Origin of the sequence: Sinomonas sp. ASV486, from assembly GCF_030908215.1 — a bacterium.
GTDB lineage: Bacteria > Actinomycetota > Actinomycetes > Actinomycetales > Micrococcaceae > Sinomonas > Sinomonas puerhi.
Genome location: NZ_JAVFJK010000009.1, coordinates 31,075 through 55,605, shown reverse-complemented (window position 1 = coordinate 55,605; position 24,531 = coordinate 31,075). Strand labels below are relative to the sequence as shown.

Below are 24,531 nucleotides of genomic sequence, written 5' to 3'. Positions count from 1 at the left end.
GGGGGGTGTTTTCGTGGGTGGGCTGGGGGGGGGGGGGGGGGGGGGGCCCCCCCCCCCCCCCCCGCCCCTGTGTTCGGCCTAGTCCGCGAGCTCGGCCACTAGGGGGACGTCGACCCAGGCTTCCTTCTCGGCGGATGCGATGATCGCGTCATCGATGAGTGCGGTCTGGTAGCCATCCCCGAAGTTCGGGCTCACGCTGGTGCCCTCGGCGATGGCCTTGAAGAAGTCGTGCGCCTCGATGATCTTGGTTTCGCCATAGCCGATGCCCAGCGCCGGAATCGGCCACAGGCCCTCTCCATAGGGGTGGGCGGGCCCGGTGTAGACGGTCCGGAAGCCGCGGCGGTCGGCGCCGTCGTTCGCGAAGCAGACCTGGAGCTCATCCCGGCGTTCGTAGTTGAAGACGATGCTGCCTTCGGTGCCGTGGATTTCGAACGTGATGAAGTTGTTCCGCCCCCAGCCGTTGCGGGTGGCCTCGATGGAGCCGACGGCCCCGTTGGCGAAGCGGACCATAGTCATGACCTCGTCGTCGACGTCCACATCGCCGCGCGGCCCGTCGCCTCCCAGAACGTTCCCGAGCGCGTCTGCGCCGCCGGACTGCAGAGGTCGGTCAGGGATCCAGGTCGAGAGGATCGAGTTGACGGAGGCGAACTCGCCCACGAGGTAGCGGGCCATGTCGATGACGTGCGTCGCGATGTCGCCGAGCGCCCCGGAGCCGGCGACGGACTTCTGGAAGCGCCACGACAGCGGGGAGTTGGGGTCGGCGCTCCAGTCCTGGAGGTAGGTGCCGCGGAAGTTGAGGATGCGCCCGATCGCGCCTTCCTCGATGTACTTCTTGGCAAGGGCGACGGCGGGAGTGCGCCGGTAGTTGAAGGCCACCATGTGCACGATGCCGGCGTCCTTGACCGCGTCGTACATCGCCTTGGACTCCTCGCCGGTGCGGGCGAGAGGCTTCTCGCAGATGATGTGCTTGCCCGCCTGGGCTGCGGCGATCGCGATCTCGGCATGGAGGTGGTTCGGCGTCGCGATATCGACGACGTCGATCTCTGGGTCCTCGATGATCTGGCGCCAGTTCGAGGTCGACTGCTCGAAGCCGAAGCGCCGGGCGGCCTCGGCAGCGAGGCCTTCGTTCGCCTCGGCGATCGTCTTGCGGACAGGCATGGCCGGGGCCGGCCAGAAGAACATGGGCATCGCCGAGTATGCGAGCGAATGGGCCTTGCCCATGAAGCCGCCTCCGATGAGGCCGACGTTGAGATTCTTCATGACGTGTTCCTATTCGATGGGGGGTCAGGAATGGAGGAGGGAGTCCAAGTACTTCTTGCTGATCTCGGCGGCGGCGCGGGGGTCTCCGTCGTACTCGTCGAGCTCGACCATGAGCCAGCTGTCGTAGCCGCTCTCCTTGATGGCCTGGACGATGTCCGGGAGGTCGAGCTCGCCTTCACCGAGGGGCAGGAACGTGAACGGGTCCCTGCGGAGGTCTTTCAGGTGCACATGGCGGAGGCGCTCGGGGTATTTGCGGATCATGGCCGCGGGGTCGGCACCGCCGGCGGCCATGTGCGCGGTGTCCGGGCAGAAGCCGATCCTGGTGAGCGGCATGAGGCGCTCGAGCTCGTCCGGGCCTTCGACGATGGTGGTGAGGTGCGGGTGGTAGCTGGCGGAGAGGCCGGATCCTTCGGCGATGTCGGCGACCCGGTCGAGGGCTTCGCCGAGGCGCTGGTAGTCCTCGTCCCTGGTTCCCGCGGCGCGCCGCGCGCCGCCGCCGACGACGAGGCGTTCGGCTCCGAACATGGCCGCCAGTTCGGCGGACCGCTGGATGCGGTCCAGCTCGTCGGGGAGGATGTCGGCGTAGATGAAGTTCGCTCCGGTGTAGACGCTCACGAGCGAGACGCCCGCCTCCTGGAGGAGGCCGCGGAGCTCCTCGGGCCGGTCGGCGTACTCGGCGAGGTTGCCGTCGAACATCTCCACGCCCTCGTAGCCGACCGCGGCGATGTCCTTCACGGCCCGGTCCATGGACCCGTGGGTCATGTAGAAGAGGTCCTTGATGCTCGTCACCCCGACCGGGTGCCCGACGACCCCGCCCCAGGTGATGGTGCAGTATCCGAGTTTCATTGGCTGGCCCTTTCAGATGATGGTGGAAACCTTGTCGTAGGCGGGAACGCTGACCCATCCGCCGCCCTGCGCTGAGTCGATGAGCGCCTGGGTGAGCTGCGCCGCGCGTAGCCCGTCGGCGAAGGTGGGCAGCCCGTCGGGGGCCCCGCCGCGCACAGCGTCGTAGACGTCGGCGACGAAGGCGTTGAAGCTGTCCTGATAGCCCTGCGGGTGGCCGGCGGGGAGCCTGGCATACCGCCTCCCGGCCGGGGTTGTGAGGGTGTCCGGGCCCACGGCCACCCGGGTGGCGGCCGCTGTCCGTCCCAGCCAAAGCGTGTCCGGCTGCTCCTGGTCGAAGCTCAGGGAGGCCTCGGTCCCATCGAAGGAGAACCAGAGCCGGTTCTTCCGGCCAGGGGTGACCTGGCTGACCACGACGGACCCTGCGGCGCCTTGGTCGGTTTCGAACAGCACGCTCGCGCCGTCCTCGGTGGTGACTGGGCTGGGGCCTCCCTCGCCGGGCCGCTCGGGGAACGCCCGCGACGTCGATGCGACAAGCCGGGTGATCCGCTGCCCGGTGACGAATTCCATGAGGTCGCACCAGTGGACGCCGATGTCGGCGAAGGCCCGGGACGCCCCTCCCCTGGCCGGGTCGACGCGCCAGTTCGTTGCCTGGGGGCTGGCGAGCCAGTCCTGGAGGTAGGAACCGTGCAGGAGCCAGAGGCGGCCGGCGTCCCCGCGGCGCGCGAGGTCTCGCGCTTCGCGGACGGCAGGGTAGAACCGGTAGACGAACGGCACCGCGGCGACGCTTCGATGGCGCCTAGCCAGGTCTGCAAGCTCCGCGGCATCCTCAACCGAGGTCGCGAGTGGCTTCTCGCAGACGACCGCCTTGCCCGCGACGATAGCGAGCTTCGTGTAGTGGGCGTGCGTCGCGTTGGGGGTGCAGATGTGGACGACGTCGATATCGTCGCGCTCGATGAGGGCCTCCGGCGATGCTGCTGCGTGCATCGCCCCGAGTGCGGGAGCAGCGCGCTCGGCGCTCGCCGTCGTCCGGCCGGCGACGGCGCTCACCGTGCCGCCGGCTGCCCGCACCGCGTGCGCGTGGACCTCTCCGATGAATCCCGTGCCGATGATCCCGGAGCGGAGTGCGGCGCCCATGGCTACTTCTTCCGGGCCAGGGCGACGGCCAGGATGATGATCGCCCCGCGCACGACCTGCTGCTGGCTGCTGTCGAGCCCGGCGAGGATGAGGCCGTTGTTGATCAGGCCGATGAGCAGCGAGCCGAACAGCGTTCCGATCACCGTGCCAGAGCCGCCGAACAGGCTGGTCCCTCCGAGGATCACGGCGGCGATCGCCGAGAGCTCGTCCCCCGTGCCCCACTGGAAGCGTCCGGACTGGAGGCGACCTGCGTAAAGCATCCCGGCGATGCTCGCCACGATGCCGGAGATGAGCAGGACCTGGAACTTGATGCGCTTGGTGCTGATGCCGGTGAAGTCCGCTGCCGTGCGGTTGCCGCCCGTCGCGAGGACCTGCCGGCCGAACTTCGTGCGGGATAGGACGACGGCGCCCACCGCCACGAAGAGCGCGGACCACAGGACCAGGCCCGGGACAGGGCCGATGTTGCCGGAGCCGAAGATCGTGTTGAAGGTGTCGTCGAGGATCGGCTGAGGAGCCGACGCCGTGATCCACTGCGCGGCCCCGACCGCGATCCCCATCATGCCCAGGGTCACAAGGAACGAGGGGATGCCCAGGAGGCTCACGAGGCCGCCGTTGATGGCCCCGACGATGACGCCCATGGCCAGGCCGGCCAGGATACCCGGCAGGAGGCCCCAATGGGAGATCGCCATCGCGGTGGCGACGCTCGATAGGCCGGCGGTGGACCCGACGCTGAGGTCGATCTCGGCGCACGAGATGACGTAGGTCATCCCGACGGCGATCACTGTGATGGTCGCGGTCTGCCGGAAGATGTTCAGCAGGTTCACCGCGGACAGGAAGCCCTGGTCGCGCAGGAGGATCGCGAAGAACGCGAACACCACGACGAAGCCGATGTAGATGACGTAGCGACGCCAGTCGAGCTTCCTCAGCGTCTCGCCGAAGCTCGGCGATGTCGCCGTCTCGATGGGGGCTGCGGGGGCTGTCTTGCTCATGTCAGACTCCCTGGACTGCGAGTTGGAGTGATTCCTCGTCGGCTATCTCGCCGCGAGGCAGGTCTTGGATGATGGAGCCTTCCTTGAGGACGAGGACTCGGTCGCTCACCGCAAGGAGTTCGGGGTATTCGGAGGAGATGACGATCACCGCTTTGCCGGTGCTCGCCAGGTCCCGGATCATGTCGAGGATCTCGCTCTTCGTGCCGATGTCGACGCCGGCCGTCGGCTCGTCGAGGATGAGCACCTCAGGGTTGGTGCCCAACCACTTGGCGATGACCACCTTCTGCTGGTTTCCGCCGGAGAGGAGCCTGACGGGGCGGTTCGGGTGGGCGACCTTCACCGCGAGCTTCTCGATGAGCGACGACGAGAGCTTCTTGCCCTCACCGATGTCCAGGAGCGGGCCGCGGCTGATGTTCCCGAGGAGGGGGAGCAGGAGGTTGTCGCGCACGGAGTGGTCCAGGACGAGGCCCTGGGCGCGGCGGTCTTCCGGGATCAGGGCGAGTCCTGCCGCGATCGCCTGCTTGGGCGAGGAGATCGTGACCTTCTTGCCCCTGATGAGGATCTCGCCGCTCGTGGCCTTGTCGATACCGAACAGCGTGCGGGCCAGTTCGGTGCGCCCGCTGCCCATGAGGCCTGCGAGTCCGAGGATCTCCCCGGGCCGCAGCGCGAACGAGACGTCCCGGACCTTGGGTCCGGAGGTGAGCCCGCGGACCTCGAGGAGCGGGACGCCGTCGTGCGTCGCATGCTCACGCTCGCGGTAGGCGAGCTGCCCCTCGATCTTCTTGCCAACGATGCCCTCGACGATCTGCTCGGGCGTCACGCTGGACAGCGGCTCCGTGAGCAGCCGCCGGCCGTCGCGCAGGATCGTGATGCGGTCCGCGATCCGGTACACCTCGTCCATGCGGTGGGAGATGTAGATGATCGAGATGCCGCGGGCCTTGAGCCGATCGATGAGCTCGAAGAGCGCCTCGGTCTCGTGTCTGGCCAGGCTCGCAGTCGGCTCGTCCATGATGAGCACCTTCGCGTTCTGAGACAGCGCCTTGGCGATCTCCGTGAGCTGCCAGTACGCCGTTCCGAGGCGGGAGACCTCGGCCTTGGGATCGACGCGGACCTCCATCTCCTCGAAGCTCTGCTTGGCTCGGCGGACGGCCTCGCGGTCATTGATGAGGCCGCCGGCCAGCGGCTCGGAGGCGAGGAAGATGTTCTGCGCGACCGTCAGGCTCGGCACGAGGCTGAATTCCTGGAAGACCATTCCGATCCCGGCGGCCTTCGCCCCCTGGATGGAATTGATGGCTGTCGGCCTCCCGTCGATGAGGATCTCGCCGGCATCTGCCTGGTAGACGCCCTGCAGGATCTTCATGAGGGTGGACTTGCCGGCGCCGTTGCCCCCTGCAAGCGCATGGACCTCGCCTCTGCGGACTTCGAAGTCGACCTCCTTCAGGACCGGAACCCCGTTGAAGCCCTTGGAGATGGACCGCATCTCGACGGCATTGTCTGGCGTGTTCATGGGTTGTCCCTCCCGGGCGGGGGCATCAGCCCCCGCCCGACTGCTTCTGGTGCTTCTGGCCCGCTACTTCTTGTAGGAGCTCTGGAGGTCCGCGGGGGCGTCTGCGTGGTAGACCTGCTTCCACGCGTCCAGGACGTTCGAGTGGTCCACTGGCAGTGCGCTCAGCGCCACGTAGGCCGGCTCCTGCTTGCCGAGCAGGGCTCCGGCAGCGATCTGTGCCTCGGTCACGCCCTGGTCGAACGGAACCTGGGCGCCGAGGCCGACTACGAGGTCGTTCTTCGCGAGGGCGATGGCCACGTTCTTGCCAAGGTCCTCGGTCGCGATCTTGAGGTCCTGGCGCCCCGCAGCGCGCGCCGCCGCCATGACGCCCTCTGCCGGGACGTCCCACACGGCCCAGATGCCCGCGAGATCCGCGTGCTTGCTCAGCATCGCGTTCGCCCCGGCCTGGGCGTCGCCGGCGAAGTCAGGGCCGGCGATGCCCTTCTCCTCGACGATCTGGATGTCCGGGTAGTCCTTCGCGATGGTGTCCTTGAAGCCCTGGTGCCGCTGCTGGGTCACGAAGAAGTCGGCCTGGTGGAAGATGACCCCGATCTTTCCCTTGCCGCCGAGGGCCTTGGCCATCTCGTGGGCGGAGACGACGCCGTTGCCGTAGTTGTCCGCGGAGACATCGGAGACGTAGTCCTTGCCCGCAGTGAAGCCCTGCGGGACGTTGTCCATGAAGACCAGCTTGGCTCCGGCCTGCGCGGCCTTGCGGTAGGCCGACGCGGTGGCAACGGGGTCGGTGGGGATCGAAACGATGATGTTCGGCTTCTGGGTCATGACGGTCTCGAGATCGGAGACCTGCTTGTCCGGCTTGAAGTCGGCGTCCGTCGTGGCGATGACCTTGATGCCGAGCTTCTCGAACTCGCTCTTGAGGCCGGCGGTCTGGGCTGTCGCCCAGTCATTGCCGCCGTAGTGCATGACGATCGCGGCCGTGGCGCCCATGGCCTTGACCTTCGCGATCTCGTCGGATGTCAGGGTCGTGGCCGAGGCGGGCGAGGGTGTCTCGCCGTTCGGGCCCTTGCTGAGCACCTGCCCGGTGACCTGCCTGAGGGCGGTCTCGGCCTTCTGGGAGACGCCGGAGTCCGTTCCTCCGGCGGCGCTCGTTGATGAGCTGCACCCGGCAGCCGCGAGGGTGATTGCGGCGGCCGCCGCGAGGGACGCTGTTCTGCGGATCATGGGTGATCTCCAGTCCTGTCGGGAGGGGAAGGGTTGTGCTGGACCGCGACGCGCTTTGGGGGTCATCCCCCTGAGCGGTCTGGATCCGGTGGTAGGAGTTCGGTTCTGGGACGCTCAGGCGAGTGCAAGCGCCAGAGCGGGAGGGACCGGCGAGAGGATGAGCCCGCCGGCGGTCGAGGCTGCACGGATCGCCGCAGCCTTGTCAGAGGCGTTCAGGAACGCCTCGGCATGTGGCTTGCCGAAGAAGAGCCCGAGACTGCAGGGACCGTGGTGGGCGTGGACCCATGCGACCGCCTCCGAGGAGACGCTGGCCAAGTCACCGGGAGATTCGAGATCCCCCGGATCCACGGTCTTCACCGATGCGAGAGAGCCCGACCCGTCCGCTGTCAGGACCAGGCTCGCCCACAGGGCTCCGTCTTGGAGGACACCCACGACAGCCGAGGAATTGCGGGGGACGAACGCATCCACACCTCTGGCGATGTCGTTGTCCGAGCCGTGGGCCGCGAGCATCAGCTGCGCTGCGTTGGCCCACTGCCCGGCGTCGACTTCGCCGACCCGGACCCCGGATGGGAGCCCGAGGGACTGGACCGAGTTGTCGGCTTCCACCGTGGCTCCTCCTTTTCCTTGAGACCTACCGTGAACGTTCACGGTCCATCTATCGTGAACGTTCACGGGGTGGTGTGTCAAGGGTCACTTTTGACTCGTGATGATCGGAGCCATCGAAAGCAGGGGCCTAGACGCACGCTCCCCCGCTTACCCAGGGAGCAAAAGCGCCTCGTCCTGGTTTCGGTGCATTCGGCTCAAGGGCTGGTCTGGCGAAGACGCGCTGGGATGGTGCTCGCCCTCACGACAAGAGTTGGGACGCTCGGGGTCCTGTCGACCTCGCGCCCCTCGACAGCCGCCAGGAGCGCGTCGATGCTGGCCTGGGCGAGCGCCGGGAAGTCCTGGCGGACAGTTGTCAGCGGCGGAAGAAAGTAGTCTGAGCCCTCTACGTCGTCGAAGCCCACAATGCTCACATCCTCGGGAACCCGGACGCCGTTCTCAGCGAACGCCCGGATCAGGCCGAGCGCGGTGTGGTCACTCACAGCGAAGATCGCCTGTGGCACCCTTCCCTCGGAAACCAGGCGCAGCCCAGTCTCATAGGCGAACTTCGGGCTCCAGTCGCCCTCGACGCACAACCCGGGTTCCAAGCCGGCATCCCGCATCGATGCCTCCCAGCCGCGCTTACGGACACGGCCGTCGAACCATTCCATCGAACCTGCAATATGGGCGATGTCCTTGTGGCCGAGGTCGATGAGGTGCTGGGTCGCCATGCGGGCGCCCAGTTCCTGGTTCTCGGAGTAGGTGAAGACGTTCGGCGTGGAGGAGGCCCCGGCTGCGATCATCTCGACCGGCACCCGGACGTCGGCATTCCATACGGCGGCAGCCATGGCAAGGCGTGGCGCGATGACGATGATGCCGTCGACGCCCACGTCGTCCAAGGCGTCCAGTGCCTTCGGCACGCTCTCCTGGTACGGCTCGTCGACGGTCACAACTGTCGATGCGTAGCCGTTCTGCCGCGCCAGGCTCTCAAGTGCCATGAGCGTCCCTACCGGCCCGAAGCGCGGAGAGCCGTCTGTCAGGATCCCGATGACCGTCGAACGACTAGTGACGAGCGCCGTGGCCGTCCGATTGCGGCGGTAGCCGATCTCCTTGATCACGCCGAGCACCCGGTCCCGGGTCGCAGCACTCACGTCCGGGGCGTTGTTGATGACTCGGGAGACGGTCTGATAGGAGACACCGGCGATCCTGGCCACATCGTTGATGCTGGGCTTCCGCCGTCGCGGAACAGATGCTGGGCGCCCCGATTCCTGTGCCAACAGCCGCTCCTCTCCGAAGACGTACCACCAAAGGAAAGCCTGCCAACCCTACAGCTAGACGCTAGCAGAGCAATGCCGGGTCAGCGCCGACGCACCCCGGACACCCATGCTGCTTGCGGCCCCTTTGGCTGCTCCACAACCCTTGGCGCGCCACCTTCTGCTTCGCGGTTCTCCTGTTCCAGCTCCCTGATCCGCCGGGCGTCGGCGGTGCTCACACGCGGCCCCGCGCCGGTCGTCGATGTCCGGCCTGCCAGACCAGCACCGATTCGGGGCCGTGGCGCAGCTGGGCCGCGACCCGCTGCACCGTCCCGTGCTCGGTCCCCCAGCTCCGCGCGCATGTGTCCGCACCATCCGCACCGCGGCAGCCTTCTCCTCCGGGCGAATACCGACGTGCCATCGGTTTCCCAGACCCGACTCGTTGCCATGACTCCATCCTCGTTTCCAAGGTCAGGAGTCTCCATCAAGCCCAGAGCGCTTCACCGGCGACTCGCTGGAGATCACCGTGCCGAGCTCCGGCGGCTACGGCGACCCGATCAAGCGCGGCCCCGAGAAGGTCCTCTCGGACGTGCTCGACGGCTTCACCAACCTCGAGGCCGCCGAGCGCGACTACGGCGTGGCGGTCGACGCCGCGCGAACCGCCGCGCTCCGCGCGGGGCACGCCGTCACAGCAGGGCGCTAGCCCGCTCCGCGCGGACCCTCACGGGCCGCGCACCCTCGAACCGCATCGGATGGACGATGTTCACCGGACGGAGCCGGAAGGCATCCGGGGGCAGGCGCAAATGAGCCGGTCGAAGACATGTCTCTGGCGCTTGCCGACCCGCGCGACCAGAGCGTGCGGATGCGCGGGGAGCGAATCACATCTCATCCTGAACGCGGCCGGATCAGGACTGCCGTGTTGGGGCGAAGTCCGTGCCGACAACCGGACCGGCTCCAATGAACTCCGATGCCGCGGCCATGAGCGGGCTCAGCAGGCGCCCCACGTGGGGCCCGAGCACGGACACGCCCGCGTCGGCGTCCTCGGCGCTTTGCCAAACGTTCATGACGAATTCCCGGCCGCCGCCGAGATCGACGGTGATGCTCCCGATGAAGCCCGCTTGGGCCGCGTGGATCCTGTTGAATTCGCGCAGGTCATCCTGGGCCGCGCCCAGTTTCGCCGGATCGAATGTGTTCACCCTCAGTATCGCGTGCACCACGCACCTCCTGGGTCCAGCACCGCTGCTGCTGCCCCTTTAGCAGGGCAGCGGCGCTTCGGGTATCCACTCCCAAGCCTAGCCGCGGGTCGCGGCAGTTCGTCGTTCATCTCCCCGGCTCCGGGGACCACCAACCACGTCCTCTCTCCTCCGGTGGGCACCTTCGAGATCGACCCCATCCACACCTTCGTGACCTTCCGCGCCCAGCACCTCGTGGTGGGACGCGTGCGTGGTCGCTTCGAGGCGGTGCGCGGCACCATCGTCGTGGCCAAGGACCTGACGGAATCGAGTGTCGAAGTCACCGTCGCGACCGCCTCGGTCAGCACGATGAATCCCATGAGCGATGAGGACCTGCGCTGGCGCTTCAAACGTCCCGTGCGGCTGGTGAGGACAGATGATGCTCCTAGCCGACGGGATGACCGTGTGAGCAATGATCCTGCCCATGCGGTATCTCATGCCCCTGAAGACAGGTTCTCTCGGGTGGGAGCGGCCGGTCGTGGTCACTGATACTGAAGACCCGGTCTATACCGTCTTCCTCGCGCATCAGCCACTCCCCCAAAAGAATCCCGTGATGCTTCTCCGGGCTGGCCGGCCTTTCCGGCTTGTCCGATTCGTGCGTTCGATGCCCAAAAGGATTCTTCGCCATGACACTCGCGACCTTCGATAGGACTGCCCCTGCCATGTGGAGAAAGGAAGGGGTGCCACGAGGATAGCCTCCGCTCGGGACGGCGGCAATCACTGAATACACCGGCATTTGGTCGGCGCGCATTGATACGCCGCACCCACCCCGAGATTCTCGTCATGGTTTCCCGACGGCCTCAACATTGAGCTTACTGGGAAGTCGGTACCGGTGAAGTCCGGCCGGGCGAGCCGGCCCCAAGCGGCCGATCACCCGCCAGCGAGGGGCGCCCCAGCGTCGTCGTCCGTCCGGAGCCCACGGAGGAGGCCCCGCAAGTGAGGCGCCCGGGCAACCTCGGAAAACGCGCGGGCAAGGACCGATCCGGGCTCGCCGCCGCCCGTGAGGAGCGCGACGGCGGCGGCGGTGGGCGGGTCGCCGAGCGGGACCACCCGGGTTCCCTCAGGCGCGCGGAGGGTCCGCAGCCAGGATTCGGGGAGGATGCTCGCCCAGCGCCCGGCGCCCACGTGGGCGAGCAGCGCCGCGATCGAGTCGGCCTCGAGCCGCGGCGTCACGGTGAGCCCGCGGGCAGTGAAGGCGTCGTCAACAATCTGGCGCCCCTGCATGCCGCTGCTCAGCAGGCACAGGGGCAGCTCGGCCGCGTCCGCCCAGTCGATGCCGTCGGGGGCGCCCGGCAGCAGGCCGCTGCCGACCACGAGCACCTGCCGGTCCTCGTACAGCGGCGTGAGCTTGAGGCCCTGGGTGTCCTGCCCGTCGGGGTGGACCACGCCGGCGTCGAGGTCGAAGGAGCGGATCCGGCCGATGATCTCCGCCGAGCGCAGGCTCGTCTCGAGCTGCACCGTCACGAGGGGGTGCTCGGCGCAGAAGGGGTCGGTCAGGAGAGCGACCGTGGCCGCCGCGGCAGGGATCACCCCGACCCGCAGCTCGCCGGTGAGTCCGGTCCGGAGTGCGGTGACCTCCTGCTTGAGCGCGTCCTGGTCCGCGAGGATGCGGCGAGCCCAGTGGACGAGTCGCTCGCCTTCCGGGGTCAGCCCCTCGAACGAGTGCCCGCGCTGGACGAGCGGGACCTGGAGCTCATGCTCAAGCTTGCGGATCGCCTCCGAAAGCGCCGGCTGCGAAACGAAGCACGCACTCGCCGCGCGGGCGAAGTGCTTCTCTCGGGCCAGCGCCACGAAGTACTCGAGTTGGCGGAACAGCATGAGCCATTGCACCACGCCCCGGGCTCCACGGCCCCACGTTGATAGGCGGCGCCGATCAACCGGTCGGAACTTCCGCTTGGACGCGGGAACCGGAGGTCGGCGAGAGTTGCAGGGCAGTCAACGTCCAGGAGAACAGGTGCCGATGATCCCGATGCCACTCGCCGCGGCGCGCCGGCTCTCTCCGGACGACGGCGCCTGGCAGCACGCGTGCCGCGTGGCACTCGGGCTCGTGGTTCCGGGTCTGGTGCTCGTCGCCGTCGGCAGGCCAGACCTGATCATCTACGCCGTCTTCGGCTCGTTCACGGGCATGTACGGGCGGGGCGAGTCCCGACGGACGCGCTTCCGCCACCAGACTCAGGCCGGCGCGATCCTGCTGGCCGGTGCTGCCCTCGGCATCTTCATCGCGGCCGCCCACGCGGCGCCCTGGGTTCTGGTCGCATACGCGGTGCCGTTCACGTACGCTGCGGCGGTCGCCGCCGACAGCCTCGGCCTCAACCCCCAGGGCCCGTTCTTCGGAACCTTCGCGCTCGGCGCCCTCGCCACGGTCCCACCGGACCGCGTCGCGCCGTCGACCGCCGTCCTGATCTGTGTCACCACCGCACTGTTCTCCCTCGCACTCGGGCTGCTGGGCGGGCTGTCCGTACGAGCGCCCGTGCGACACGACACGGAGCCGGGGCGCACCCGACTCGCCCTGGCCATGGCCCACGCGGGCCGCTACGCCCTCGCGACGGCAGCTGCTGGATCAGCGGGGGTGCTCCTGGGCGTCGACCATGCCAACTGGGCGATCGCCTCGGCCATCGTCCCCCTCGCCGCCGCGGACCCAGGCCGCCACCTGCGGCCCGGGCTCGGGAGCGTGGTCGGGCGCAGCGCCCACCGCGTCCTGGGGACCTTCGCGGGTCTGGGCGGGACCGCGGCGCTTTTCGCCGTGGGGCTCGACGGCGCCGCGGCGGCCCTCGTGGTCATGGCCCTGCTGTTCCCCACGGAGTTGTTCATGGCCCGCCACTACGGGCTTGCCCTCGGCTTCTTCACGCCCTTGATCCTGATGATGACCCAGCTCGCGGCCCCGTCCGAGCCCCTCCCCCTCGTCACGTTCCGGGCGGTCGACACCCTCATGGGCGTCTCGGCCGGGATCCTCGTCGCCGCGCTCGCGACCACCGCGGCCAGGCGCACGACGGCGCCGCGCACGTCCCGTCCGCAAGTCACCTCCTGAGTGTCACCTCCTGCGGGTGCGCCTAGTTGGAGGGGAAGTTGTAGGAGGCGTCGGAGGCGTGGGTGGGTTCGGGCCAGCGCTGGGTGACGACCTTGGCGCGGGTGTAGAAGGCGACGCCTTCCTCGCCGTAGATGTGCTTGTCGCCGAAGAGGGAGTTCTTCCACCCGCCGAAGGAGTGGTACGCGACCGGGACGGGGATCGGGACGTTGACCCCGATCATGCCCACGTGGACCCCGCGGTGGAACTTGCGCGCGTTGGACCCGGAGGAGGTGAAGATCGCGGTGCCGTTGCCGTACGGGTTGGAGTTGATCAGCTCGATGGCCTCCTCGACCGTCTCGACGCGGACCACGGACAGGACCGGGCCGAAGATCTCCTCGGTGTACGCGCCCATGTCCGTGCCGACGTTGTCGATCACGGTCGGGCCGAACCAGTTCCCGCCCTCCTTGCCCGCCACGGTGAACTCGCGCCCGTCCACGACCAGCCGGGCCCCGGCCGCGGCGGCGTCGGTGACGATGCCCTTCATCCGGTCCCTGGACGCGGCCGTGATGACCGGGCCCATCTCCGCCCCCGGGTCGGTGCCCTCCGCCACGCGCACGGCCTCGGCCCGCTGGGCGACCTTGCCCACCAGCGCATCGGCGGCGTCCCCGACCGCCACCGCGACCGAGATCGCCATGCACCGCTCCCCCGCGGAGCCGAACGCGGCAGCGGCCAGGTGGTCCGCGGCGTTGTCCAGGTCCGCGTCCGGCAGGATGATCGCGTGGTTCTTCGCCCCGCCCAGGGCCTGGACCCGCTTCCCGTGCGCGGTCGCCGTCTCCTGGACGTACCGCGCGATCGGGGTCGACCCCACGAAGGAGACAGCATCCACGTCGGGGTGGGTCAGGAGCCCGTCCACGGTCTCCTTGCCCCCGTGCAGGACCTGGAACACCCCGGCCGGCAGGCCCGCCTCGGCCCACAGCCGCGCCAACAGCATCGACGCCGACGGGTCACGCTCGGACGGCTTGAGGATGAACGCGTTGCCCGTGGCGATCGCCACCGGCGCCATCCACAGCGGCACCATCACCGGGAAGTTGAACGGCGTGATCCCCGCGACCACCCCGACCGGCTGGCGGTAGGAGAACACGTCGATCCCGGTCGAGGCCTGGTCCGAGTACGCGCCCTTGAGCAGCTGCGGGATCCCGCACGCGAACTCCACCACCTCCAGGCCGCGCCCGATCTCGCCCTTCGCATCCGAGATCACCTTCCCGTGCTCCGCGGTCACCAGAGCCGCGAGCTCCTCCACATGGGACGCGACCAGCTCCCGGAACCGGAACAGCACCCCGGTGCGCTTGGCCAGGGAGATGTCGTTCCACGACTCCGCGGCCTTGCGCGCCGCCGCGACAGCCGTCTCCAGATCGGCCGCGTCGGCCAGGCGCAGCTCGCCCGTCTGCTCGCCCGTGGCCGGGTTGAACACCGGCTGCGTCCGCTCACCGACACCGTTGGACTCCACGCCATCGAGGAAATGCGGAATGGTCTTGACACTCATGATCTAACTCCTGTTGTGAGAGAAGTGGATGGAATCAGCCGACGACGGCGTCGGCGGGGATTACTGCCTGCGGCTGGCCGGAGGCGAGGGAGGCGTGCAGGGCCACGCGGACGGCAAGGCTGCGCTGGGTCAGCTCCTGGAACGGCATGGTGGGGCCGTCGGAGCGAGTCCACTCGCTGAACTGCTCGATCTCCGCCTGGAACGCGTCGCCGGTGAAGGCGAAGGTCTCGGCCGCCCCTGACCTGCTGGCCACGGTCACGTTCGCCGTTTCCGTGGGGTCGGGGTCGAAGGCCTTGTCGAGCGTGATGTGGCCGAGCGTTCCGATGATCTGCAGCGTGTTGGTCAGCGGGCCCTCGAAGCCGCAGTCGATCGTGGCGAGCACGCCGCCGTAGTCGAGGATGGCTGCCATGCTCGTTTCCACGGGATCAGAGTGGCTCGTGCCACGCGCGTAGACGGACCGCGGCGGCGCATCCATGAGACGGTTGAGCGCGTCGACGCCGTAGCACCCGATGTCGTTAAGGGCGCCGCCGTCGAACCCCGGCTTGAGGCGCGGCTCGCCGGGCTGGCGGTCCATCGCGAAGTGGAAGCGGGCATGGATCGAGACGACGTCGCCGATCCGGCCACTGTCGAGCAGTTCGCGGACTTTGGCGTGCTGGGGGTGGAAGCGGTACATGAAGGCCTCCATGACCTTGACGCCCCGCCTCGCAGCGGCCTCGGCGAGGTGAGCGAGCTCGTCCGCGGAGGCAACGAGCGGCTTTTCGCACAGGACGTGCTTGCCCGCCTCGACCGCCCGCAGCGCCCATTCGGCGTGCAGACTGTTGGGGAACGGGACGTACACGGCCTCGACGCCTGGATCGGCGAGCAGTTCCTCGTGGGAGCCGTACGCCGCCGGGATGCCGAAGCGTCCGGCCACCTCCTCCGCTCGCCCGCTCGTGCTGCTGATGGCCACGACAGCTGCGCCGCTCGCACGGCCTGCCGCAGGCAGGAAGCGGCTCTGTGCGATGCGCGCCGTCGTGAGCACGCCCCAGCGGACGGTGCTCACGCCGCCCCGCCGCGCGGGGAGCCGCCCGCGAGCGCCCCGCCGTCGTGCGCCGTGCCCTGCGCCGTGCCCTGCGCGGCGCCTTCGAGCGAGCGCAGAAACGCGACGGAAATGCGGACGTCCGACGCCGGTCCGTCGCCTTCGGGGGCGGCGTCGAGGATGGTGTCCTGCTCCATCGTGAACCACCCGCGATAGCCAGAGGCCGTGAGGCTCGCGACGATGTCCGCGATGCCGACGTCGCCCTGCCCGAGCGGAACGTACATGCCGGCCTTGACCGCGTCCGTGTACGTCAGCTCGCCGGCCTGAACCCGAGCGGCGAGCTCGGCCCGCACGTCCTTGAGGTGGGTGTGGCCGATCCGCGAGGCGAACTCGCGGGCCAGCGCGCGGGGGTCTGTGCCGCCGATGAGCAGGTGGCCCGTGTCGAGGCACAGGTCCGCGGACGTGTCGTCGAGCACCCGGCGGACGTCCGCGGCGGACTCGACCATGGTGCCCACGTGGGGGTGCAGGACGGCAGCGACGCCGCGGTCCGCGGCGGCCCGAACGATCCGATCGAGGTTCCGGCCGAAGAGGGTCCAGCCCTCGGCGTCGAGCTCGTGCCGCTGGTCGTAGCCCTCGACTCCGGTCTCGGCCGCGAGGACCATGACCTGCGCACCGGCGGCCTCGTAGGCGTCGAGCTCGGGCTGCACGGCCTCGAGGGGGTCCTTGCCGGCGTCGTGCAGGATGACGGGGAAGAAGCCGCCAATGGCCTGGAGTCCGTACCGGGAGAGGACCTCGGCACGCGGGCCGGGCTCGGTGGGCAGGAACCCGGCGGGCCCGAACTCGGTCGCGGTCACGCCGAGCTCGGCCATCTCGGACAGGACGCGGTCGGCGTCGAGCTGGTAACCCCAATTGGGGACCTCGCACACGCCCCACGAGATCGGGGCGGCGGCAAGGCGGGAGCTGATGTTCGTGTTCATTCTGAACCTCCGATGACGTTCTGGTCCCAGTCGATGACCGATCCGGTGACGACTCCACTCCGCTCGGAGAGGAGGAAGACGGCGAACTCGGCGATCTCGTCGACCTGGCCGAGCTTGCCCATGGGCACCGAGGCATTGGCCTTCTCGAGCCAGTCCGATTCGGCGCCGTGGAACTTCTTCTGGGTGGCCGCCTCGCCCTCGGTGGCGGTCCAGCCGATGTTGAGTCCGTTGATCCTGATGCGGTCCCAGCGGTGGGCGTGGGCCGCGTTGCGCGTCGCGCCGGCGAGGCCTGCCTTGGCCGCGACGTAGGGGGCGAGGTAGGACTGGCCCCCGTGCTCCGCGATCGAGATGACGTTGACGATCGTCCCCGGCGACTTCCGGTCCACGAGGTGCCGGATCGCCTCCGCCATGATGAAGAACGGCGACTTGAGGTTGACGGCGATATGGGCGTCGAAGAGGTCCGGCTCGGTGTCGAGAAAGGTGCCTCGGGTGGTGAGGCCGGCGGCGTTGGCCACGCAGTCGAGCCGCCCGAACTCGCGGATGGCGGCATGCACCGACGCGCGTGCCTGCTCGACGTCGGCCAGGTCAGTCGGGACGAAGAGCGCGCGCGTGCCGAGCTCCTCGAGCTCGGCCCGGGCCTTCTCCCCCGCGGCCGCGTTCCTGCCGGTGATGACGACGCCGGCTGCGCCCTCCTCGGCGGACCGGCGGGCGATCCCGGCTCCGAGGCCCTGGGTCCCGCCGCTGACGAGGACGATCTTGTCCTGCAGCTGTCCGGCCATGGTCAGTCCCTTCCGGCAGAGACTGGCTGGACCGCGACGGACCGGCCGGTCGCTGCCGACTCGGTCGCGGCGTTGGCCAGGATGAGGGCGGCCACGCCGTCGTCGAAACTGGGCGAGCTCGGTGCGCCGGTGCGGATGGACGTGGCGAAGGCCGCGAGTTCCGACTGGTACGCCTGTGCATAGCGCTCGAGGAAGAACGGCTGGTACGCCTCGGCCGCCTCGGTTCCGGCGGCGCCGTACTTCCGCACGGTCGTCGGGGTCACGTTGCCCGCCGCGAGCGCGCCGTCGGCGCCGAAGGCCTCGAGGCGTTGGTCGTAGCCGAACGCGCAGTGCCGCGAGTTGGTGATCGTGACGATCTCGCCGCCACGGCCGCGCAGGGTCACGACGGCGGAGTCGTAGTCGCCGAGCTCCTCGATGTCGCCGCTGAACACGTTCGTCCCAACGGCCGTGACCTCGGTGATGTCCGGGACGAAGAACCGTGCCATGTCGAGGTCATGGATCGTCATGTCGCGGAAGATGCCGCCGGATCCAGCGATGTAGTCCCGCGGGGCCGGGGCGGGGTCGCGGCTGATGATGGTGAGCTGTTCGAGCCGGCCGACCTCGCCGGCCGCGACACGGGCCTGCACCGAGGCGAACGCCGGGTCGAAGCGGCGGTTGAATCCGAGCATGATCGGCACGGACGTGCCGCTGATGCGTTCGCGGCAGGCCAGCGCGGTGTCGAGGTCCAGGTCGATGGGCTTCTCGCAGAGGGCGGCGATTCCGTGGCGGACGGCCTGTTCGATGAGGCCCACGTGGGTGCTCGTGGGCGAGCCGATGATCACTCCGTCGAGGCCGGGCTCGGCGAAGACCTCGTCCGCGCTCTCGACGGCGCGCGCGCCGGTCGCTGCGGCGAGGCGCCGGGCACCGTCGATGAACGGGTCCGCGATGAGTGCGAGCTCGAGGTCGGGGTGGGCGGCAACGTTGCGTGCGTGGACCTGGCCGATCCGACCGGATCCGAAGAGGGCGAGGCGCAGGCGGCGATCAGTGGACATGGTGGGGGCCTTTCAGGAGGGTCGCGACGGTCGAGGGGATCTGAGTGGGGGTCATGGCCGTGCCACCGCGGGGGGCGTCCGGCCGGCGAGGACGTCGAGGGCGCCCTGGACGGCGTCCCGCACGGTGTGGGCCATGCCCTGGCGCGTGAAGCCCATGAGGTGAGGAGTCAGGGTGACGTTCTCGTGGTCGAAGACGGGGTGGTGTGCCGGGGGTTCCGGGTCGAAGACGTCGAGCCCCAGGCCGGCGAGGGTCCCCGCGCCGAGGGCGGCGTGGGCGGCGTCGAGGTCCACGAGCCCGCCGCGGCTGCAGTTGATGAGGGCGCTGCCGGGCCGCATGAGCGCGAGCCTCCGCGCGTCGATGAGGTTCGTGTTCTCGGGAGTGAGCGGGACGTGGAGGGTCACGAAGTCGCTCGCGGCAACCAGGTCGTCCAGAGTGTCCGCACGGATGGCCTCCGGGACGTCGACGTACGGGTCGAACGCGAGGACTCGCAGGTCGAAGGCTTGCGCGATGCGCTCGACGCGGCGGCCGATGCGGCCATAGCCCACGATTCCCAGCGTGAAGCCGTCGAGGTCGCCAACGGCGCCGGCGGCGCGCTCGTCCCACCGGCCCTCGCGCACGAGCGCGGTGAGGGGCCGGATCCGCTTGACGAGGGCAAGGAGATGGGCGAACACGCCCTCCGCGACCGCCGCCGTGTTGCTTCCCGGGGTGATGACCACCGGGATCCCGCGCCGCGCGGCCTCGGCGACGTCCACGAGGTCGGTGCCCACGCCGGTGCGGGCCAGCACCTTCAGGGCCGGCATCCGGTCCAGGAGCGGCCCGTCCACGGTGTACGCGGCACGGACGATGGCGGCGTCGGCGACGGCGAGGTCCTCCTCGCGCGGCTCGAGGACGAGGCGCTGGTGGGCGGACAGCAGGGGCTCGACGAGGGCCGGCTCGAGGGGGCCGAGCGCGACGATGGTCTGGGGCGTGGTCGCGTGGGCAACCGGCTCGTGTCGGCTGGTCTGGGGTTGGGAGGTGGGAGACATCGGTGTCCTCAACAGAAGGTCGGTGGAGCCGCGCACGACGGCGGGTGCGCGGCCGGCGCTCGGCCGCCACGCGGCGTCGTGCGTCCGGAAGGTGAAAAGGGTCAGAGGCCGATTCGGCTCGAGTTGCGGACCACGAGGCGCGGGGTGACAGGCCGGTGAATGAAGGAGTCGCCGCCATCGCCGGAGATGCGGTTCAGGAGCGAGGTTGCCCCGAGCAGGCCGATGGTGGCACTGTCCGGGTCGACGGTGGTCAGGGACAGGCGCGGCATCGCACCGAGGGAGATGTTGTCGTAGCCAGTGATTGCGACCGAGGCCCCGCGCTCGTCGGCCGCGGCCATGGCTCCGAGTGCGGCCAGGTCGTTGACGCACACGAGCGCCGTCGGCGGCCGACCGCCGTCGCCCGCGAGCGCCCGGCACGCGGCCGCGTATCCCGACTCCTGGGAGAAGTCCGCCGGCAGGACCTTCGCGTAGCGGCCGAGGCCGTGACGTTCCATGGCCTCGGTGTACGCATCGGACCGCTCCCGGGCGACCGATCCGCCGGACCCGCCGAGGTGCACGATCCGCTCGTGCCCCAGCCCCACGAGGTGCTCGACGACCATGGACGTCCCGGCCGCGTCGTCACCACGGACGATGTCCGCCGTGTCGATGTAGTCCGGGCCGCCGCCCGCGAACACGACCGCGCCCGCCCCGATCGCCTCCCTGAACGGCGCCGTGTCCGGCACCGACCCGATCACGAGGAGCCCCGCGACCCGCAGGTCGCGGTACGCCTGCAGCAGAGAGGTGTCCACGCCGTCGCCCGCCCGCGAGGAGGTCACGGCGCTGAACAGGACCGTGTGGCCGGCGTCCTCGAGGACGGGGCGGGCGGCGTCGACGACGTCGAACGCCCACGGGTTGTGCAGATCGCTGACCAGCACCCCCACGGTCCCGCTCGCGCGCGTTGCGAGGGAGCGGGCGGCGATGTTGAGCTCGTACCCCATGTCCTTCATCACTTCCAGCACCCGCAGGCGGCGCTCCTCGCTCACCCGTGGCGAATTGCGCAGCACGAGCGAGACGAGGGACTTCGAGACGCCGGCCCGTTGGGCCACGTCCCGGATAGTCGGCCTTCCTGCGGAGACGGCTGGCATGGCTAGACCCGGGCCGCCGTGGTGCCGTCGAGGTCCTCGACCTTCTGCCACTGCCCGGTCCCCGCGGAGACCTCTGCTGCGGTGACGAGGGCCGCGGCGGATGCGGCGTCGTGGATGTTGGAGTTCTCCTGGACCCCTCCGGTGACGGCGACGAGGAACTTCTTGGCCTCGATGACCTTGAGGTCGTCGAACCCCATGCTGTTGCCCGGGCCGGGCTGGAAGTGCGAGTAGTCGCCGTACTTGGGGCTCGCGTTGACCGTGGTGTAGCCCTGCTCGTCGTTGGACCGACCCAGGCAGACCTTGAGCTCGTTCATCCGCTCGAAGTCCCACATGAGCGACCCCTCAGTGCCGTACACCTCGATGCGGTAGCCGCACTCGGGCCCGACGGCGACGCGGGACGCCTCAACGGTGCCGACCGCGCCGGCGCCGCGGGCGGACGGGCCGAAGCGGACCAGGGCTGCGGCGTAGTCCTCGTTCTCCACGTCCCCCATCTCCCCGTTCTCGATGACAGCGAAGTGCGTTCCCGTTCCCATGGCCAGCTTGGGCCGCTGTGCGTACACGGTGCTCGTGAGGGCGGTCACCTCGGCAATGGGGCCGACAACATACTGGCACAGGTCGGTCGCGTGGCTGAACAGATCGGCCAGGACGCCCGTGCCGGCGAGCTTGCGGTCGAACCGCCAGGAGAGGGCTCCGTTGGGCTCGGAGGCGTAGCCGGAGAAGAAGGAGGCGCGGACATTGGTGATCCGGCCGAGCTTCCCCTCCGCCACGAGCCGGCGCGCGTGCTCGACTGCAGGGGCGTGGCGGTAGTTGTAGCCGATCGTGGTCACGACGCCGGCCTCGACGGCGGCGTCCCGCACGGCGGCGGTCTCCTCGTACCCGCGGCCCACGGGCTTCTCGATCCAGAAGTGCTTCCCCGCCTTCGCGGCAGCGATCCCGATCTCGGCGTGGAGGAAGTTCGGGGCGCAGATCGAGACGACGTCCACGTCCGGGTGGGCGAGCACCTCCCGGTAGTCCGCCGTGCCCTCGGCGAAGCCGAGGACATCCTGGGCGAACTTCACGCGGCTCGGCTCGGTATCGGCCGCGATGACGAGCTTCGGCTCGATGCCGAGCTCGGGATAGACGTACGGGAGGGCCGTGTAGGCGCGGGCGTGGAGCTTGCCCATCCAGCCGATGCTGATGAGTCCCACGCCGATGGTGCGGGGGGCGGGTGCGGTGGTCATGCCAGTGCCTTTCTCTGCAGGTCAGGGGTGCGGGCCGCCGCGAACGCGTCGCGGAGTGCGGCGGCCATGAGGGTGGAGTCGGAGCCGACCGCGACGAACCGGAAGCCGGCCTCCGCGTAGCGGGCGGCAGCAGCGCCGTCGAGCGCGAGGATGCCCGCCGCCTTGCCGTGGCGCTCCGCGGCGGAGACCACGCGGGCGAGCGCGTCCGTGTAGACCGGGTTGTCGAACTCGAGCGGCACTCCGAGCGAGTAGGAGAGGTCGAGGGGCCCGGCGAAGAGGACGTCGACGCCGTCGATCGCCGCGATCTCCTCGGCCTCGGCGAGGGCGCCGAGGGTCTCGATCTGGACGATCCCGAGGCCCTGCTGCTCGGTGGCCGCGAGGGGGGTCCGGTCCATGCCCCAGCGGCAGGCCCGGTTGTAGGTGGCCACGCCTCGGTCGCCGCCGAGCACCGGGTAGTTCAGGTGCCGCACGAACTCGCGCGCCTGGGCGGCACGCTCGAGGCGGGGCACCATGACGCCGGCCGCTGCCTGGTCGAGGGCCCTGCCGATCCGGATCCGCTCCGCGCTCTCGACGCGGACAACGGTCGGAACGCCGTACGCGGCCGCGGCGAGGACGCCGTCGCGCACGCTGTCCTCGGTGCCCGAGCCGTGCTCGAGGTCGATGAGGATCCAGTCTGCCCCGGCCGCGGCGCAGACCTCGGCCGCCCCCGAGGAGGCGAGCCCCACGAAGGTGCCGACCGTCGACTCCCCGGCCCGCAACCGGTCGCGAAGGGCGCCGGGGGCGATGTTGAGGGCGCTCATCCGAACCACCTCTGGCCGCCGCGGGCGTCCTCGTACTTGGCGCGCAGGTCGCGGACTGCCTGCTGCTCGGAGACTTCGGCGGGGGCCACGTCCCACCACACGTCCCCGCCGGGCAGGTCGACGTGCGGCACCGTCGGAACGACGATGACGACGGGTCCGCGGGTTCCGCGCGTCGAATCGAGGGCCTCACGGACCTCGGCGGCGGTCGTGGCGCGCAGGGCCGTTGCGCCGAGGCCCTCGGCAATCTGGCGCAGGTCGACCTTGAGGTAGTCGCCCTCGAGGCGTGGCGCTGACGCCGTGCCGTCGGGCTCGGTCGAGGCTGTCTCAGTCACGGGTCCGCTCTGGGTGCGGTAGCGGAACTCGTTGCCGAACTCGCGGCCGTTCCTTCCCATCTGGAGGCGGTGGATCACCTGGTACCCGTGGTTCTCCGAGACGACGACGGTCACGTCGAGGCCTTCCTGGGCGGCGGTGAGGATCTCGGTGGGGGCCATGAGGAAGGTGCCGTCGCCGATGAACGAGGTGACGCGCCCGCCGTCGGCCCCCTCAGCGAGGCGGACGCCCATGCCGGCGGCGATCTCGTAGCCCATGCACGAGAAGCCGAACTCGAGGTGGCACGCCCGCCCGTCGGTGGCGTCCCAGACCTTCTGGAGGTCCCCGGGAGGGCCACCGGCCGCAGCGATGATCGTGTCGCCGGAGCGGGCATGCTCCTGGAGGAGGCCAATGAGCTGCGGCTGGGTCAGGACCGCCCCGGTGACCGGGGCCTCCGGGTGGTCCTCCGCGCGGTAGGCGGTGTCGGCGTCGAGCCACTCTGCGCGGATCGGCTCCCAGTCCCGGGCGGCCGTCCGGACCGTGTCCTGCCACTCCTCGGAGGTGCTGTGCCCTTCGAGTGCCGAGGCCAGGGCCTCGAGCCCGAGGCGCGCGTCGGCGAGGATGCCCACGGCGCCCTGCTTCCGTGTGTCGGCGTCGGTCACGTTGAGCGCGGCGAACCGTACCCCGGGGTTCTCGAAGATCGACTGCGAGCCGGTGGCGAAGTCGGTGAGGCGGGTCCCGACGCTCAGCACGAGGTCTGCCTGCTTCACGAGCTTGTTGGAGGCGAAGTTGCCCTCGAGGCCGACGCCGCCCACCTGCCACCATTCGTCCTTGGTGACCGCGCCCTTGCCGCCGAACGTCTCCACGACGGGGACTCCGATCTGGCCGGCGAGGGCCTCGAGCGCGGCGTGGGCGTCCGAGTAGTGGATGCCGCCGCCCGCGATGACCACGGGCCGCTCGGCCGTCCGGATCATCTCCGCGACCTCCGCGACCTCCTCCGAGTCCGGCAGGGCGCGGCGGATCTTCCAGTCCCGCGGTTCGAAGAACTCGGCAGGGAAGTCGTAGGCGTGCGACTGGATGTCCTGCGGGAGCGAGAGCACGACGGCGCCCGCATCAGTGGGGCTCGTGAGCACCCGCATGGCCTGTGGCAGGGCAGCGAGGAGCTGCTCGGGCCGGGTGATGCGGTCGAAGAACCGGGAGACGGGCCGGAAGGCGTCATTGACGGTCGCGTCCGCCTCCGTCGGGTGCTCGAGCTGCTGGAGGACGGGACCCTGGTGGCGGGTCGCGTAGGTGTCCCCGGGCAGCAGGAGCAGCGGGATCCGGTTGACGGTCGCGAGGCCCGCGGCGGTCACGAGGTTGAGCGCCCCGGGGCCGATCGACGCCGTGACCGCCAGGACGGACCGGCGGCGCGAGGCCTTGGCGTACGCGGTGGCGATGTGCGCGAGGTACTGCTCGTGGCGGCCCTGGATGAACGGCAGCTCGTCGGAGAGCTGGTCGAGGGCCTGGCCGAGCCCGGCGACGTTGCCGTGGCCGAAGATCCCGAGGGCCGCAGGCACGAGGCGCTGCCGGTGCCCGTCGGCGACGGAGTGCTGCACGGAGAGGTACTTGACGACCGCCTGGGCGACGGTGAGCCGGACGGTGTTGCGGGGAATGGGCATGGTGGTGGCTCCAGTCGG

Annotated in this window: 23 protein-coding genes and 1 pseudogene; 3 read left to right on the top strand and 21 right to left on the bottom strand. The window is 69.7% G+C overall.

All coding sequences use genetic code 11. The annotated features are described in order from the left end of the window. Positions 1-78: 78 nt before the first annotated feature. From RBS60_RS13570 to RBS60_RS13530, 9 genes and pseudogenes are all read right to left on the bottom strand, one after another. Positions 79-1,260 (bottom strand): Gfo/Idh/MocA family oxidoreductase, encoded by a 1,182-nt coding sequence (locus tag RBS60_RS13570; RefSeq protein WP_307958104.1) that lies wholly within the window; start codon positions 1,258-1,260, stop codon positions 79-81. A 24-nt stretch (positions 1,261-1,284) separates the two neighbouring features. After that, positions 1,285-2,106, bottom strand: a complete 822-nt coding sequence (locus RBS60_RS13565) for a sugar phosphate isomerase/epimerase (RefSeq protein ID WP_307958103.1) — start codon at positions 2,104-2,106, stop codon at positions 1,285-1,287. Between the two features lie 12 nt (positions 2,107-2,118). After that, complete coding sequence (locus RBS60_RS13560; RefSeq protein WP_307958102.1) at positions 2,119-3,240, bottom strand: Gfo/Idh/MocA family oxidoreductase; 1,122 nt, start codon at positions 3,238-3,240, stop codon at positions 2,119-2,121. Positions 3,241-3,242: 2 nt separating this feature from the next. Beyond that, positions 3,243-4,229 carry an ABC transporter permease gene (locus RBS60_RS13555; RefSeq protein WP_307958101.1) on the bottom strand — a complete coding sequence of 329 codons (987 nt, stop codon included), beginning with the start codon at positions 4,227-4,229 and terminating at the stop codon, positions 3,243-3,245. Position 4,230: 1 nt separating this feature from the next. After that, complete coding sequence (locus tag RBS60_RS13550; RefSeq protein WP_307958100.1) at positions 4,231-5,736, bottom strand: sugar ABC transporter ATP-binding protein; 1,506 nt, start codon at positions 5,734-5,736, stop codon at positions 4,231-4,233. Positions 5,737-5,799: 63 nt separating this feature from the next. Beyond that, a complete protein-coding gene (locus RBS60_RS13545; protein WP_307958099.1) occupies positions 5,800-6,954 on the bottom strand; it encodes a substrate-binding domain-containing protein in 1,155 nt (384 codons plus the stop codon). Positions 6,955-7,068: 114 nt separating this feature from the next. Next, a complete protein-coding gene (locus RBS60_RS13540) occupies positions 7,069-7,560 on the bottom strand; it encodes a hypothetical protein (RefSeq protein ID WP_307958098.1) in 492 nt (163 codons plus the stop codon). 194 nt (positions 7,561-7,754) lie between these two features. Then, positions 7,755-8,813: a LacI family DNA-binding transcriptional regulator gene (locus RBS60_RS13535; RefSeq protein WP_307958097.1), complete on the bottom strand. Its 1,059-nt coding sequence runs from the start codon at positions 8,811-8,813 to the stop codon at positions 7,755-7,757. A 161-nt stretch (positions 8,814-8,974) separates the two neighbouring features. After that, positions 8,975-9,246 (bottom strand): annotated as a pseudogene (locus RBS60_RS13530) (IS3 family transposase); the annotation flags it as partial. 69 nt (positions 9,247-9,315) lie between these two features. Between RBS60_RS13530 and RBS60_RS13525 the strand changes: the two are divergent. Continuing rightward, positions 9,316-9,492: a hypothetical protein gene (locus RBS60_RS13525; protein ID WP_307958096.1), complete on the top strand. Its 177-nt coding sequence runs from the start codon at positions 9,316-9,318 to the stop codon at positions 9,490-9,492. A 202-nt stretch (positions 9,493-9,694) separates the two neighbouring features. Here RBS60_RS13525 and RBS60_RS13520 read toward each other — a convergent pair whose 3' ends face one another. After that, positions 9,695-9,985 carry a hypothetical protein gene (locus tag RBS60_RS13520; RefSeq protein WP_307958095.1) on the bottom strand — a complete coding sequence of 97 codons (291 nt, stop codon included), beginning with the start codon at positions 9,983-9,985 and terminating at the stop codon, positions 9,695-9,697. 171 nt (positions 9,986-10,156) lie between these two features. On the opposite strand from RBS60_RS13520, the gene RBS60_RS13515 reads away from it, so the two are divergent. Further along, positions 10,157-10,510 carry a YceI family protein gene (locus RBS60_RS13515; protein ID WP_307958094.1) on the top strand — a complete coding sequence of 118 codons (354 nt, stop codon included), beginning with the start codon at positions 10,157-10,159 and terminating at the stop codon, positions 10,508-10,510. Positions 10,511-10,891: 381 nt separating this feature from the next. Here RBS60_RS13515 and RBS60_RS13510 read toward each other — a convergent pair whose 3' ends face one another. Further along, positions 10,892-11,854, bottom strand: coding sequence for a LysR family transcriptional regulator (locus RBS60_RS13510; protein WP_307958093.1), 963 nt, complete (start codon positions 11,852-11,854; stop codon positions 10,892-10,894). Positions 11,855-11,981: 127 nt separating this feature from the next. On the opposite strand from RBS60_RS13510, the gene RBS60_RS13505 reads away from it, so the two are divergent. Next, entirely contained in the window at positions 11,982-13,049 is a 1,068-nt protein-coding gene (locus tag RBS60_RS13505; protein WP_307958092.1) for an FUSC family protein, read from the top strand. A gap of 22 nt (positions 13,050-13,071) precedes the next feature. Here the strand turns inward: RBS60_RS13505 and RBS60_RS13500 are convergent, their stop codons facing one another. The 10 genes from RBS60_RS13500 to iolD all read right to left on the bottom strand — a co-directional run bounded on the left by RBS60_RS13500 (position 13,072) and on the right by iolD (position 24,513). Next, positions 13,072-14,571 (bottom strand): CoA-acylating methylmalonate-semialdehyde dehydrogenase, encoded by a 1,500-nt coding sequence (locus RBS60_RS13500; protein WP_307958091.1) that lies wholly within the window; start codon positions 14,569-14,571, stop codon positions 13,072-13,074. Positions 14,572-14,605: 34 nt separating this feature from the next. Continuing rightward, on the bottom strand, positions 14,606-15,613 hold the full coding sequence (locus RBS60_RS13495) for a Gfo/Idh/MocA family oxidoreductase (protein ID WP_307958090.1): 1,008 nt from the start codon (positions 15,611-15,613) through the stop codon (positions 14,606-14,608). Beyond that, complete coding sequence (locus tag RBS60_RS13490; RefSeq protein WP_307958089.1) at positions 15,610-16,566, bottom strand: sugar phosphate isomerase/epimerase; 957 nt, start codon at positions 16,564-16,566, stop codon at positions 15,610-15,612. The genes RBS60_RS13495 and RBS60_RS13490 overlap by 4 nt, the downstream gene beginning before the upstream one ends. Further along, positions 16,563-17,345, bottom strand: coding sequence for an SDR family oxidoreductase (locus tag RBS60_RS13485; RefSeq protein WP_307958088.1), 783 nt, complete (start codon positions 17,343-17,345; stop codon positions 16,563-16,565). Before RBS60_RS13485 ends, RBS60_RS13490 begins: the two co-directional genes overlap by 4 nt. A gap of 2 nt (positions 17,346-17,347) precedes the next feature. Next, entirely contained in the window at positions 17,348-18,376 is a 1,029-nt protein-coding gene (gene iolG / locus RBS60_RS13480) for an inositol 2-dehydrogenase (RefSeq protein WP_307958087.1), read from the bottom strand. A 51-nt stretch (positions 18,377-18,427) separates the two neighbouring features. Further along, the gene (locus RBS60_RS13475; RefSeq protein ID WP_307958086.1) at positions 18,428-19,402 is read right to left on the bottom strand and encodes a hydroxyacid dehydrogenase; all 975 of its coding nucleotides are present in this window, start codon (positions 19,400-19,402) and stop codon (positions 18,428-18,430) included. Between the two features lie 101 nt (positions 19,403-19,503). Next, positions 19,504-20,487 (bottom strand): LacI family DNA-binding transcriptional regulator, encoded by a 984-nt coding sequence (locus RBS60_RS13470; protein ID WP_307958085.1) that lies wholly within the window; start codon positions 20,485-20,487, stop codon positions 19,504-19,506. A 41-nt stretch (positions 20,488-20,528) separates the two neighbouring features. Continuing rightward, the gene (locus tag RBS60_RS13465; RefSeq protein WP_307958084.1) at positions 20,529-21,746 is read right to left on the bottom strand and encodes a Gfo/Idh/MocA family oxidoreductase; all 1,218 of its coding nucleotides are present in this window, start codon (positions 21,744-21,746) and stop codon (positions 20,529-20,531) included. Further along, positions 21,743-22,546, bottom strand: coding sequence for an aldolase/citrate lyase family protein (locus RBS60_RS13460; protein WP_307958083.1), 804 nt, complete (start codon positions 22,544-22,546; stop codon positions 21,743-21,745). Before RBS60_RS13460 ends, RBS60_RS13465 begins: the two co-directional genes overlap by 4 nt. After that, complete coding sequence (iolD, locus tag RBS60_RS13455) at positions 22,543-24,513, bottom strand: 3D-(3,5/4)-trihydroxycyclohexane-1,2-dione acylhydrolase (decyclizing) (RefSeq protein ID WP_307958082.1); 1,971 nt, start codon at positions 24,511-24,513, stop codon at positions 22,543-22,545. Before iolD ends, RBS60_RS13460 begins: the two co-directional genes overlap by 4 nt. Positions 24,514-24,531 lie beyond the last annotated feature (18 nt).